This is a genomic window from Diaphorobacter sp. HDW4A, from assembly GCF_011305995.1.
Classification (GTDB): domain Bacteria; phylum Pseudomonadota; class Gammaproteobacteria; order Burkholderiales; family Burkholderiaceae_C; genus Diaphorobacter_A.
In genome coordinates this window covers 3,368,524-3,382,205 of the sequence record NZ_CP049910.1, presented here as the reverse complement: position 1 = coordinate 3,382,205, position 13,682 = coordinate 3,368,524, and the positions used below count along the sequence as shown (strand labels likewise).

Below are 13,682 nucleotides of genomic sequence, written 5' to 3'. Positions count from 1 at the left end.
ATGATCAGAGGTCCAGTGTTTTCAGATATTCGCGAAAGCTTGAGCCGACATCCGGGTGCTGAAGTGCCAGATCGACAGTTGCTTCCAAAAAGCCTTCTTTGCTGCCGCAGTCGTAGCGGCGACCGGTGTATTGGAATGCGTAGACGGTCTCGTTGGACATCAGGCGGCCAATCGCGTCGGTGAGCTGGATTTCGCCGCCAGCGCCCTTGGGCTGGTTGCGGATTTCTTCAAAGATGGCGGGCGTGAGCACATAGCGGCCAGCTACGCCCATGCGCGAAGGAGCCTTTTCAGGAGCGGGCTTCTCGACGATTTCATCGATGCGCATCAGCGGGCCGCCAGCGGCCTCGCCCTTGACGATGCCGTAGCGTTTGGTCTGCTCGAGCGGTACTTCCTGCACGGCCAGCAGCGAGCGGCCCTGTTTCTGGAAGGCGGTGGTCATCTGCTTCATCACACCGGGGCCGCCGGGCTCGCCGCGCATCAGGTCATCGGCCAGCAGCACAGCGAAGGGCTCGTTGCCCACCAGCGGCTCGGCGCAGAGCACCGCGTGGCCGAGGCCGAGCGAGCGCGGCTGGCGCACGAACAAGCAGTTCATGTCCGCCGGGCTGATGCTGCGAACCAGATCGAGCATGGCGTTCTTGCCCGCGTTTTCGAGCTCGTTCTCAAGTTCGTACGCGGTGTCGAAATGGTCTTCGATGGCGCGCTTGCTACGGCCGGTCACGAAGATCATGTCGCGGATGCCGGCTTCGTAGGCCTCTTCCACGGCATATTGAATCAGCGGCTTGTCGACCACCGGCAGCATTTCCTTGGGCGATGCCTTGGTGGCGGGCAGAAAACGGGTGCCGAGACCGGCCACAGGGAAAACGGCTTTGCGAACGCGGGTGTTGTTGGTCATGCGAGAGAACCTTCAATCGAAATCTGGAAAAAAGGCGCAGTGGTTGCTGCGCCTTTTTGTTGCTTCACGGTAGCGGAATCAACCCGAGCATATCAGCCCAGGCGGGCCAACTGCTCCTTGATGCGGGCAAGCGTGGCGGTCTTTTCGGACACGCGGGTGCGCTCCTGTTCGAGCACGGCGGCCGGGGCCTTGGCGACGAAGGCCTCGTTGCCGAGCTTCTTTTCGGAGCTGGCAATTTCGGCTTCAAGGCGCGTGGCTTCCTTGCCGAGGCGAATCTTCTCAGCTGCCACATCCACTTCAACGAACATCGCCAGACGCGCATCGCCAACGATGGCAACCGGTGCGTTCTGCGCTTCGGCGGCCCAGGCGGCTTCGTCGTCGAACACCTTCACTTCACTGAGCTTGGCCAGGTTTTGCAGCACGGCGGCATTGTCGCGCAGGAACTGGGCATCCGCCGTAGAGCTTGCAACGGCCAACAGCGGCAGGCGCAGCGCGGGCGATACGCCCATCTCGCCGCGCAGCGTGCGGCAGGAGTCCACCATCTGCTTGATGCGGCCGACGTAGGCGATCGATGTCTCATCGATCTTGGCGAGCTGGGCTTCCGGGTAGCGCGCAATCGCCACCGATTCGCCTGGCAGGCCGGCCACCGGAGCAACCTTCTGCCACAGCTCTTCCGTCACGAACGGAATGATCGGGTGCGCCAAGCGCAGGATGGCTTCGAGCGTGCGAATCAGCGTGCGGCGCGTGGCGCGTTGCTGTGCTTCGTTGCCGGTCTGGATCTGCACCTTGGCGATTTCCAGATACCAGTCGCAGAACTCGTTCCACACGAAGTCGTAGATCGTGTTGGCCACGTTGTCGAGGCGATACTCGGTGAAGCCCTTGGTGACTTCGGCTTCGGTCTTCTGCAGCACCGACGAAATCCAGCGATCTGCCTGGCTGAAGTGCATATAGCCCGCGAATTCGCCGCCGGGCTGACATTGTTCTTTGGTGTGTTCCTGTAGGCCGCAGTCATAGCCTTCGCAGTTCATCAGCACGAACTTGCTGGCGTTCCAGAGCTTGTTGCAGAAGTTGCGGTAGCCCTCGCAGCGCTTGCTGTCGAAGTTGATCGAACGGCCCAGCGTGGCGAGCGCGGCGAAGGTGAAACGCAGCGCGTCTGCGCCATACGCTGGAATGCCTTCGGGGAATTCTTTTTGCGTATTGGTGCGCACCTTGGGCGCGGTCTCAGGGCGGCGCAGGCCTTGCACGCGTTTGTCGAGCAATGGTTCCAGCGAAATGCCATCGATCAGATCGACCGGGTCGAGCACATTGCCTTCAGACTTCGACATCTTCTTGCCCTGCGCATCCAGTACCAGACCGTGGATGTACACATGCTTGAACGGCACGCGGCCCGTGAAGTGGGTGGTCATCATGATCATCCGGGCGACCCAGAAGAAGATGATGTCGTAGCCCGTCACCAGCACCGAGGAGGGCAGGTAGAGGTTGTAGTCGGAATCGGCGGCTTCGCCTTGTTCAGGCCAGCCCATGGTGCTGAAGGGCACGAGGGCGGAGGAGTACCAGGTGTCGAGCACGTCCGCATCGCGCGTGAGCTTCTTGCCTGGGGCCTTGGCCTGTGCCTCGGCTTCGTTGCGGGCGACGATGCAGTTGCCATCTTCGTCGTACCACGCCGGAATCTGATGGCCCCACCAGAGCTGGCGCGAGATGCACCAGTCCTGGATGTTGTTCATCCACTGGTTGTAGGTGTTCACCCAGTTTTCGGGCACAAACTTTACCTCACCGCTGGCCACGGCGTCGATGGCTTTTTCGGCGATGGACTTGCCGGTCGCATCGCCTTCGCCCACCTTGGTCATGGCGACGAACCACTGGTCGGTCAGCATGGGCTCGATCACTTCGCCGGTGCGCGTGCAGATCGGCACCATCAGCTTGTGCTTCTTGATCTCGACCATCAGGCCGAGCGCTTCCAGATCGGCCACGATGGCCTTGCGGGCCACGAAGCGGTTCAGGCCACGGTACTTCTTGGGCGCGTTGTCGTTGATGGTGGCTTCGAGCGTGAGCACGCCGATCATCGGCAGCTTGTGGCGCTGGCCCACGGCATAGTCGTTGTTGTCGTGCGCAGGCGTGACCTTCACCACGCCGGTGCCGAATTCGCGATCCACGTAGTCGTCCGCAATGATCGGGATTTCACGGCCCACCAGTGGCAGCGTCACGGTCTGGCCGATGAGGTGCTTGTAGCGCTCGTCTTCGGGGTGAACCATCACGGCCACGTCGCCGAGCATGGTTTCAGGGCGCGTCGTCGCGACCACCAGCTGGCCGGATTTGTCGGACAGCGGATAGGCGATGTGCCACAGCGAGCCATCCTTCTGCTCGTTTTCCACTTCCAGATCGGACACGGCGGATTGCAGCTTCGGGTCCCAGTTCACCAGGCGCTTGCCACGGTAGATCAGGCCCTGTTCGTACAGGCGCACAAAGGTGTCGGTCACCACCTTGGAGAGCTTGTCGTCCATGGTGAAGTATTCACGCGTCCAGTCCACGGTGTCGCCCATGCGGCGCATCTGTGTGGTGATGGTGTTGCCGCTGTGCTCCTTCCACTCCCAGACCTTTTCTACGAACTGCGGACGGCCGAGGTCATGGCGGCTCACGCCTTGCTCCTGCAATTGGCGCTCCACCACGATCTGCGTGGCGATGCCCGCATGGTCAGTGCCCGGCACCCAGGCGGTGTTGAAGCCCTTCATGCGGTAGTAGCGCGTGAGGGAATCCATGATCGTCTGGTTGAACGCATGGCCCATGTGCAGCGTGCCGGTCACGTTCGGTGGTGGTAGCTGGATGGCGAAGTTCTTGTGTTCTTCGACGGACTCTGCATTCGGCGCGCCGGTGCCGCGGTAGCCCGCGTTGCCGTAGCCGCGTTTTTCCCACTCGGGTCCCCAATGGGCCTCGATGGCGGCGGGTTCGAAGGATTTGGAGAGGCTGTCGAGGCCGGGTTGTGCAATCTTGTTGTCGCTCATGGCAATGCAAATAGAAACGGCATCCCGTGGGATGCCGTTGTGGCAATGGTCGGAGGGGTTCACGCCATTTTATTCTTTTCGTGCGCCTCCTCCGGTTCTGCAGGGATTGCGGCCCTTGCCGCAGGTGAATGTACCGCTGATCAGGGCTTTGGCGGCGGTACGAACTCGGGCCTGTCATTGGCCTGCGGCTTGAGCGGCACGACGTTCGAGCCCGCCGCGCGCTCCTTGCGCCATTGCTGCTTGCGCTCGGTCCACTCTGCCAGGCGCGCGTGGGCCGAGCGGCTTTCGCGCGCCATCAACGCCTCGCCCGCGAGCTGTGCGGACAGTTCAAGGCGGATGCCGTTCGGGTCGAAGAAATAGATGCTCTTGAAGATGTGGTGGTCGGTGATGCCCAGCACCTCGACGCCATGGGCCTGCAGGCGTGCCTTGGTCGTTTCGAGGTCCTGCACCGTGTCCACGCGGAAGGCGATGTGGTTCACCCACAGGGGCGTGTTGGGCGAGGGCAGGGGCTTCTCGTCGTCACCGATGTCGAAGAACGCGATGAATGAGCCGTCTTGCAGGCGGAAGAAGAAGTGGGTGTACGGGCAGTACTCGCCCGTGGACGGCACGTAGTCGCTCTGGATGATGTGATAGAGCGGCAGGCCGAGGATGTCCTCGTAGAAATGCCGCGTTTCCTCGGCGTCGCGGGCCTTGTAGGCGTAGTGGTGCAGTTGCTGGATGGCGGCCGGGGCGGGCAGCTTCTTGAGCAGGGCGGGGGATGGGACGGCGTTCATGGTGTGTCTCCGGGAGCGAAAATCGAAATTCTACTAATCGAAATTGATTTACGGAAATGAAATCATCAATTGCTGATGCCCTGATCGTGAGGGCATGGCTATTTGGGGATTTGTTTCAGATCACAGGACGCGCGCAAACCGGGGTGGGAATTTTGAAAAAAGCCCGCTCCAAAGCAAGGCGGCGCCCCGCCGGAGGGTGTTCCGCCGGGGCGCCGCGAGGATGAGTGCAGGAGACGGGGTGGCGAAAGACCGCCGCCAATCACTCCACCTTGATGTTCTCTGCCTTGATGATCTCGGCCCAGCGCTTGGACTCGGTGCGCACCATGCTCTCGAATTCCGCAGGGCTGCTGCCGACGATGTTGAAGCCGTCGTTCTCCATCTTGGTCTTGACGGCGGGGTCGGCCAGCGTCTTCTGCAGGGCCGCCTGCACATGCTGCAGTACCGGCTTGGGCAGGCCGGCCGGGGCCATCATCCCGACCCAGGACTGCGCGGTATAGCCGGGCACGGCGGAGTCGATGGTCGGCAGATCAGGCAACTGCTTGATGCGCTCCTTGGTGCCGATGGCCACCACATTGGCCTGACCGGATTTGGCGTAGTTGATGACGGTGGGTAGGCTGCCGATCACCATGTCCACCTCGCCGCCGAGCAGCGCCGACAGCATCGGGCCGCCGCCGCGATAAGGCACATGGGTGAGCTTCACGTTGGCGGTGCGCGCAAACGCCACCGGCTGCAGATGGTTGGAACCGCCCACGCCAGACGACCCGTAGTTGATCTGGCCGGGATTGGCCTTGGCCGCCTTGATCAGCGCGTCGGCCGTGGCGAAGCCCGACTTCTTGGAGGTGACCAGCGCCATCGGCATGGTGCCGATCAGGCTCACGTAGTCGAAGGACTTGAAGGTGTCGTACTTGATGTCGTAGAGACTGCTGTTGACCGCGTGCGAATCGAACACCAGCAGCAGCGTGTAGCCATCGGGCGCGGCGCGCGAGGCCTCGTAGGTGCCGATGGTGCCGGACGCGCCGCCCTTGTTGTCCACCACCACGCTCTGGCCGATGTTCTCGGCGAGCTTCTGCGAGATGGTGCGCGCGACATAGTCCACCGAGCCGCCCGGCGGGAAGGGCACGATGAGCCTGATCGGCTTGCTCGGATAGTTGCTCTGGGCCATGGCCCCGAGCGCAAGGCAGGTGGCGGCGAGCGCGAGGGCGCTGCGGATGAAGCGGTGGCGTTGCATTTATTGTCTCCTTGATGTTGTGATGAATGCGTGTTCGATTGGCTTGGCTGCTCAACGGTTCACGTCGACGACGATGCGGCCACGCACGCGTCCGGCCAGCAGGTCGTTTGCTAGCGGGATGACCTCGGAAAGGCCAATCAGGCGCGTGTTGCTGCCGAGCACGCTCGCGGGCAGCTCTACGGCCAAGCGATCCCAGGCGGTCTGGCGACGGGACATGGGCGCGTAGACGCTGTCCACCCCGATGAGCGAGACGCCGCGCAGAATGAACGGCGCGACCGAGGCGGGCAGGTCCATGCCCTGCGCCAGCCCGCAGGCCGCGACCACGCCGCCGTAGCGCATGGTGGCGAGCACATTGGCGAGCGTGTGGCTACCCACGGCGTCGACCGCACCTGCCCAGTTTTCCTTCTGCAGTGGCTTGCCCTGCGCGCTAAGCGAGTGACGGTCCATCACTGCGCTTGCGCCGAGGGCCTGCAGGTGCGGCGCTTCCTCCATGCGCCCGGTTGATGCGGTGACCAGAAAGCCAAGGCGCGAGAGCAGAGCGATGGCGATGCTGCCCACGCCGCCGTTCGCGCCCGTCACCAGCACCGGTCCGGATTCGGGCGCGAGGCCGTGCGACTGCAGCGCCATCACGCAGAGCATCGCGGTATAGCCCGCCGTGCCGATGGACATGGCCTGCTCGGCGCTCATGCCCGCAGGCAGGCGGATCAGCCAGTCGGCGCGCGTGGTCGCGTATTGCGAGAGGCCGCCCCAGCTCACCTCGCCCGTGCCCCAGCCGTTGAGCAGCACCGCGTCGCCGGGCTGAAAGCGCGGGTCGGCGCTTTCTTCCACAACGCCCGCGAAGTCGATGCCCGGCACCATCGGGAACTTGCGCACCACGGGCGACTTGCCGGTGATGGCGAGCGCGTCCTTGTAGTTCATGGTCGAGTGGCTCACGCGCACCAGCACCTCGCCATCGGGCAGATCGGCCTGCGTCAGCGAGTCGAGCACCGCGCCGTATTGGCCGCCGTCCGGCTTGGTGATGCGGATGGCGTTGAACTGCGCGAGCGGTGTTGGCACACCGCCCGTGTTTGAAGACGACGACTGCTGCGAGCGCATGCTGCGTGCATGGCGCTGCGCCAGCGTGGCGCCGAGCCGGTCACGCATGATTTCGTTGGAGCCATCGGCCAGGCACAGTGCCTTGGCCGCGAGCAGCTTGCGGGTGAGGCCTTCGCCGTAGGCCATGCCGCGTGCGCCCAGTGCCTGAATGCAGGCGGCGATGGCATCCAGCGTCTCGTTGCCCGCATAGAGCTTGGCCATGGCGGCGGCCTCGACGGCATCCTCGCTTCCGCTGGCGATCAGGTCCGCCGCGCGTTGAATCAGCATCTGCAGGATGTTCTCGGTCATCGACACTTCTGTCAGCGACCAGCGCAGTCCCTGCTGGTTGAGCACCGGCTGGCCGAACACCATGCGCGAGGCCGCATGCGCCGTGGCTTGCGCGAGCGCGCCGCGCAGCATGCCAGCGGCCATCGCCGCCACATGCACCCGCGCCTTGTTCACGCCTGCCATCGCTTGCTTGAACCCCGCGCCCGGTGGGTAGAGCACATCGCTGTCGGCCGCGAAATAGCCGTCGAGCGCAAAGCCGCCAATGCCGCCCATGGCGATGCCGTCCATGGGCTTGTCGGCCATGCGGCGGCATTGCGCGGAATCGATGCGCACGATGAAGCAGGCGATGCCCGCCGCGCCCTGGCTTGTGTCTGTCTGCGCGAAGACCAGTGCCAGTTCGCAGCCCTGCACGTTGGCGATCCACTGCTTGGCGCCGCTGAGCCGCCAGCCGCCGTCCACCTTGGTCGCCGCCATGCCTATGGCCGCGAAGTCGCTGCCCGCGCCGTCTTCGGTCATCGCGGTGCAGCCGATCAGCTCGCCGCGCAGCATTGCGGGTACGTATTGGTCACGCGCCTCGCGCGAGCCGCTTTCGGCGATGCGCAAGATGGCGTTGTGGTGGTTGATGAAGCCGAACGCGAAGCCGAAGTCCACGGCTGCGAGCGTCTGCGCGGCATCGATGCGCGCTTGAAGCGGCAGACCGAGGCCGCCCAGATCGGCGGGCACTTCGATGCCGCAGAGGCCCTCTCGGCAGGCCTGGCGGATGGCATCCCCGGCCCATTGCTGGTCCTGCGCGGGGCGTGCTGCGAGCGGGGTGACGACGCGCTCGCCAAAGGACTGCAGGGCGCTGACGAGCTCGGTGGTGTTGGCGATGTGGTAGTTCTGTTGTTCCATCAGTGTGATTCCTTGCGTATGGATCTCGTCAGGCTGTTGCAGCTTCAGCGACGGGTTCGGCGATGCGGATCGCGCCGCTGCGCGCCAGTTCCTCGACCTTTTCGCGCGAATACCCGGCCACGCGCTGCAGCACGTCGGCTGTGTCATGGGCGAAGGCGGGTGGGTAGGGCAGATCGGGCATGCCCGCAAATTTGAACGGGTTGCCAAGCAGTTTCACCGCATCGGTAGAGCCGGGGCGTGGCACGTCTTCCACCATTTGGCGTGCAGCAGTCAGCGGATGGCTGAGGGCTTCTTCGACGTTGTTCACCAGCGCCGCCGGAACACGCGCCTGCTTGAATATCTCCAGCCATTCGTTTGAGTCGCGCGTAGCGATGGCGTCGCCGAGCGCCTGCGTCAGCGCCTCGATGTTCGCGATGCGGCCCGCGCCGGTCGAGAAGCGTGCATCCTCGGGCAGATCAGCGCGGCCTATGGTCTCGCAGAGCTTGCGCCAGAACGGCTCGCCGGTGGGCGCGAGCGCGAGCCACTTGCCGTCCTTGGCAAGGTAGATGTCGCTCGGCGCGATCATCGCGTGGCGCGCGCCCGTGGCGCGCGGCAGCGGGCCGCCGGTGAGCCAGCCCTGCGCCTGCCAGGTCAGCATGGCGATTTGCGCGTCGAACAGCGAGACCTGCACCTGCTCGCCCCGGCCCGTGGTTTGCACCTTCGCAAGCGCGGCGGCGGTGCCGAGCGCGAGGTAGAGGCCTCCCACCAAGTCCGCCGCCTGATAGCCGAAGCGCACCGGCTTGCCGCCTTCTTCGCCGGTGATGCTCATCACGCCGCTCATGGCCTGCAGCATCAGGTCGAACGCGGGTGCGTCGGCCCATTCGCCTTGGTCGTGCAGGCCGATGAGCTGGCCCACAACGATGCGCGGGTTGATCGCGCTGAGCGTCTCGAAATCGAGTCCGAGACGCTTGGGCACCGATGGCGCAAAGCCGTAGATCACCGCATCGGATTCGCGCACCATATCGTCGAGCGCCTGCTTGCCTGCGGCAGATTTCAGGTCGAGCGCAATGCTCTGCTTGCCCCGGTTGACTGAAAGAAAGAACGGCGTATCGCCCGAGTCGAGCACTGGCGGCACGCGCCGCGCGTAGTCGCCATCGAGCGCCTCGACCTTGATGACCTCCGCGCCCAATTGCGCGAGCAACTGGCCCGCGAACGGGCCGCCGAGGACCCAACTGAGATCGAGAATGCGTTTGCCTGAAAGCATGGGGGACTGTCTCCGAGGGAAAAATTTATTCACATCGCTGCACTGGATGGAAATTTAATCTGCAGTCACCGTGCAAATCAAACGATATAAACTGGGGTGTCTTGTTAGTAAAATTCACACTGCATGCACAAGCTTCCCCCGCTCACATCGATCCGGGCCTTCGAGGCCGCAGGGCGTCTTTTGAGCTTTTCGCGCGCGGCGGACGAACTGTCGGTGACGCATGGCGCGGTCAGCCATCAGATCAAGGCGCTGGAGGAATGGGTGGGCGTGCCGCTGTTCCGTCGCCTTGGCAAGTCGGTCGCGCTCACCGATCAGGGGCGGCTGTATCTCGACTCGATCAGCCCGGCGCTGGCGGCCATCGCCTCGGCCTCGCGCAGCATCAGCGCGCATGAGGTGCTGCGGGTGAACGCGCTGCCCACGTTCACCATGCGCTGGCTGTTCCCGCGCCTCGCGCAGTTCCGTGCGCTGCACCCACACATCGAGGTGCAGATCAGCACCGGCCTCGAACCCATGAGCCGCCTGCCCGCCAACATCGACGTGGTGATCCGCCGCGAGCCACAGGACGTGACCGGCCTGCACAAGGCGCATGTGGTGTCGGAGACGGCGTTTCCGGTCTGCTCCCCAAGCCTGCTGGAGCACCTGCCGCTCGCGCAGATCGCCGATCTGCAGCACCACACCATCCTGCATTGCCCGGCGCGGCTCTCGGCGTGGGATGAGTGGCTGACCACTGTCCACCACAGCCGCGTGGTGCCCGCGCAGTCGCTGGAGCTCGAACATCTGTACTTCTGCCTGCAGGCCGCCATCGACGGCATCGGCGTGGCGATGGGCTATTCGACACTGGTCACCACCGACCTTGCTGCCGGGCGGCTGGTCGCACCGTTCGGCACCGAGGTGCTGCCCACGCCCGGCTACTTTCTCATCACCCGCGCGGAGCGCCAGCATGACCCTGTGGTGAAGACTTTCTGCGACTGGCTGTTGGCGCAGGGCGCAGCGTTTGACGGGCAGATGTAGCGCGTGATGGGGTGCGCGAGAGATCGAAAAAAGTGAGCACTCGCGAAAGGTGTTCTACACTCCATCCGATATTTTCTTGACTGACATCGTGGGCGCTATGCGGCGCGTTTGACGTGCCGCAGCTCACTCATTTGAATGATGCCCACCGCATGAACCTCGTCGCTCAAGCCGTACTGTCCAGAACCCAAGGTCCCAACGAACGCATCAGCACGTTGCGCGTGGTGGCGTTGGACCAGCCGGGGGATGCCGCCTCCGCGCGCCATGTGGTCACGCTGCAGACCACGCATCTCAAGGCGGGGCTGGTCGTGAAGGTCGACGAGAGCACGCTGACGCCCATGCCCGTGACGCTAGTGCTCGCGCGGCAACGGGCGCTGGGTTATTTGCAGCAGCGGCTTGCGGCGGGCGAGGTGCTGACCTCGCAACAGGGCTTTGATGAGGTGGTGGCGCAGGTCGCGGCGATTGATGCGAAGGCATCTGAAACGGCTCGCGCGGCGCAGTCGCCCGCGCAAGCCGGTGCCATCGCTGCGCTGTGCGCCAAGCTCGACGGCGGCGCGTGGCGTCGGCTGGCGGCCAAGCAGCAGGGCAGGCTTGTCTGGCGGCTTGCGGAATATGCCGATCCGGTGCGCGGAGGGCAGGCGCAGCAGTTGCTTTACGCTCAGGTGCCGCGCCTGATCGCGCTGCTCGAGTCGGGCGACGATCTGCTCGACTACTGCCTTGCGTATCTGATCGGCCGCCTCGGTGATGGCGGTGCGGCGGCGGCCATGCAGGCGCTGTCCGAGCGCGGGCGCAGCGACGCCACGCGCGACATCGCACGGCAGGCTTGGCTGGCGCTGCTTGGCGCTGCGGAGCGCGATGCGGCGCTTGAGCCCGTGCGCCAGCTGTTTGCCGAGCGCGACGCTGTGGATTCGTTCGACGGCCGCACGCGGCGCAAGTCACGCACGTTGTCTGACGATGCCAAGCGGCTGTTGCAGCTCGACGAACTCGGCTGCTTCGATGAGGCCATGGCGCGTGCCTCGCACGACGAGCTGGAGCGTGTCGACCTGACCAGCGATCTCTGGCCCGCCGTCAAGCGCATCTACAAGCGCGCGGAGTGGCGGCACGACCATGCGACGCTGGCCGTGCTGCATGGCCGCTTTGATGGCCGCAAGTCCACGCTCGCCCAATACCATCGCGAGACGGCGCTCTACATGCGTCTGCGCGGCTGGCGGCATCTGCGGCGTCTGGCCGCTGCTGAGCACAGCCAGGCACCGACGCTGGCCGTGGTGCTGCTGCGGCGCATGGACGAGCTCTGCGCGTCCGCGCCCGCGTCGCGCGGACGCACGCTGCCCGAGATGCAGTGGCTGCTCGCCGCGCGGCTGGTGCTGCCGCATTGGGCCGATCTGCATGCCTCGCATCGTGCTTGGAGCTGGGGTGTGAGCATGCCGATCGACGTGGAGCGTCTTGCGCCCAATCGCGTCGAGGGCCTCTCGGAGATGTGGAACGCGCACGCGCCGCAATTGCTCGCGCTCGTCGGCCAGAGCCAGTCGCGGCTGCTGCTCTGGGCGTTCACGCGCGCGCTCTCCGATCAGATGGATTTTCTGTTGCAGCGAGAGCCCGCGCAGATTGCGGCGCTGCTGCATCAGAGTTATGCACCTGCTGCCGCGCTCGGTCTTGCTGTCGCGCAAAAGCACATGGCCGATTTGCGCGATAACGAGGCGCTGCGTCCGTGGCTTTTGGTGCTCGCGCAATGCGGCGATGGGCCAGCGGCAGACTACTTGAGCGCCTGGCTTTCACGTGACCGCGTGGGCGCGGCGGCGGACGCCGAACTGATCGCGGCGCTGCTGATTTCTCCGGCCGCCGTGCTGCGCACGCAGGGCGTGGCGCTGCTGTCGTTTGCCGATGGGGCCGCAGTGGCGCTAGCGCTGCTGGCGGCGCTGCCGACGGTCGATGAATCGAATCCCGCGCTCGCCGACATCCGTGACACCATCGTCTCGCTGTTTGCCGAGAATACGCCGCTTGCAAGGCATGCGTCGGGCGTGCCGCCACTACCGCTGCTGCGCCTGCTGGAGCATTCGCTCACGCCGTTGGTGCAGATCGCAACGGCCTGGGTGCTGGTGCATCCCGCCGCGTTGCAGACGCTGCCCGCGAGTTCGTTGCGCAATTTGCTGGGCTCCGACGAGCCCGCGCGCGTGGCCTGCGGTATCCAATTGCTCGGCAGTCTGCCCGACGATGTGCTCTACGAACAGGCCGATGTGCTGGCCGAGTTCGCCGTGTCGCCGCACCGCGAGCTGCGCCGGGCGGTGGCGCCCATCATCACGCGGCTTGCTGGGGATTCGCGCTGCAACGCGCGCATTGCCGAGCGCCTGCACGATGTGCTGTTCCGCGCCGAAGAAGGCGAGGGCGTATACGACGATGTGCTCGCGCTGCTGACCGGCCCGCTCAAAGACGTGGCGCCCGCGCGCGATGCATCGGGCACATGGCGCGCATTACAGGCGCGTGCGACGGGCGCGCAGCGCTATGGCGCATGGGCGCTTGAATCGCTGGGGGACGATGCCTACACGCTGCGCCAGTGGTCCACGATTGCGCGGCATGCCGACACGGATGTGCGCGCGCGTGGCCGCCGCAGTCTCGATGCGCGGCTCACGCCGATGGATGCGACCACGCCGGAGCAGGCCGAGCAGTTGCTGCCGCTCGCCGATGCGCGCTTTGCGGACACGCAGGAATACGCGCGCACCATGTTTGGCGAGCGCTTGCCTGCATCGGCGTTGTCGCCCGAGCTGCTGATCGCGTGGGTCGATCATCCGCAGGTCTGGGTGCAGGCGTTGGGCCGACAGCGGCTCACTCAGCGCATGAGCGCGCCCGAGGCCAGCATGTGCCTCACGCGACTCTCGCAGCATCCGAGCACCAGCGGGCAGCTGTTCGTGACGCAGTGGCTGCTGAGCCTGCCCGACGAATCGCCCACGGATCGCGCCGCGCGTCTTGTGGAGCTGCAACCGTATTTTCTGGCGGTGCTCAGCCAGGTGTATCGCGCGCGCGCCAGCAAAACGCGGGTGCTGGGCTTTCTGCGCTCGCAGCTCGATTCGCCGCAGACGGCGGCGGTCGTCGCTGGCATCTTCGCGCGCCAGGTGGTGAGCGCGAGTCTTGCCGATCAGCCCGACTACGTGGCCGGGTTGCGCGACATCGCGGCCCGCCATCCCGAACTGGCGCAGAGCTTCATGCAGCCCGTTGCTGCCGAGCCGCGTGCGCGCAGCGGCGCAACTCCCGTCGCCACCCCCGCCGCAATCCCCGTCGTCCACTGAGGTCT

At 65.1% G+C, this 13,682-nt stretch carries 8 protein-coding genes and 1 pseudogene; 2 read left to right on the top strand and 7 right to left on the bottom strand.

Translation table 11 applies throughout. The annotated features are described in order from the left end of the window. Positions 1–4 precede the first annotated feature (4 nt). The 7 genes and pseudogenes from galU to G7047_RS15335 all read right to left on the bottom strand — a co-directional run bounded on the left by galU (position 5) and on the right by G7047_RS15335 (position 9,388). Positions 5–892, bottom strand: coding sequence for a UTP--glucose-1-phosphate uridylyltransferase GalU (gene galU / locus G7047_RS15360; protein ID WP_166307081.1), 888 nt, complete (start codon positions 890–892; stop codon positions 5–7). A 92-nt stretch (positions 893–984) separates the two neighbouring features. Next, a complete protein-coding gene (locus G7047_RS15355; RefSeq protein ID WP_166307078.1) occupies positions 985–3,891 on the bottom strand; it encodes a valine--tRNA ligase in 2,907 nt (968 codons plus the stop codon). Positions 3,892–4,031: 140 nt separating this feature from the next. Beyond that, positions 4,032–4,664 carry a VOC family protein gene (locus G7047_RS15350; RefSeq protein WP_166307075.1) on the bottom strand — a complete coding sequence of 211 codons (633 nt, stop codon included), beginning with the start codon at positions 4,662–4,664 and terminating at the stop codon, positions 4,032–4,034. Positions 4,665–4,923: 259 nt separating this feature from the next. Beyond that, positions 4,924–5,892: a tripartite tricarboxylate transporter substrate binding protein gene (locus G7047_RS15345; protein ID WP_166307073.1), complete on the bottom strand. Its 969-nt coding sequence runs from the start codon at positions 5,890–5,892 to the stop codon at positions 4,924–4,926. Between the two features lie 51 nt (positions 5,893–5,943). Further along, positions 5,944–6,987, bottom strand: coding sequence for an MDR family oxidoreductase (locus tag G7047_RS31140; RefSeq protein WP_240939556.1), 1,044 nt, complete (start codon positions 6,985–6,987; stop codon positions 5,944–5,946). 36 nt (positions 6,988–7,023) lie between these two features. Beyond that, positions 7,024–8,145, bottom strand: a pseudogene (locus G7047_RS31135) (acyl-CoA dehydrogenase family protein); the annotation flags it as partial. Positions 8,146–8,173: 28 nt separating this feature from the next. After that, the gene (locus tag G7047_RS15335; RefSeq protein ID WP_166307067.1) at positions 8,174–9,388 is read right to left on the bottom strand and encodes a CaiB/BaiF CoA-transferase family protein; all 1,215 of its coding nucleotides are present in this window, start codon (positions 9,386–9,388) and stop codon (positions 8,174–8,176) included. 123 nt (positions 9,389–9,511) lie between these two features. Between G7047_RS15335 and gcvA the strand changes: the two genes are divergently transcribed. Both gcvA and G7047_RS15325 read left to right on the top strand, forming a co-directional pair. After that, positions 9,512–10,399 carry a transcriptional regulator GcvA gene (gene gcvA / locus G7047_RS15330; protein ID WP_166307064.1) on the top strand — a complete coding sequence of 296 codons (888 nt, stop codon included), beginning with the start codon at positions 9,512–9,514 and terminating at the stop codon, positions 10,397–10,399. Between the two features lie 149 nt (positions 10,400–10,548). Further along, complete coding sequence (locus tag G7047_RS15325; protein WP_240939142.1) at positions 10,549–13,677, top strand: hypothetical protein; 3,129 nt, start codon at positions 10,549–10,551, stop codon at positions 13,675–13,677. Positions 13,678–13,682: the final 5 nt, after the last annotated feature.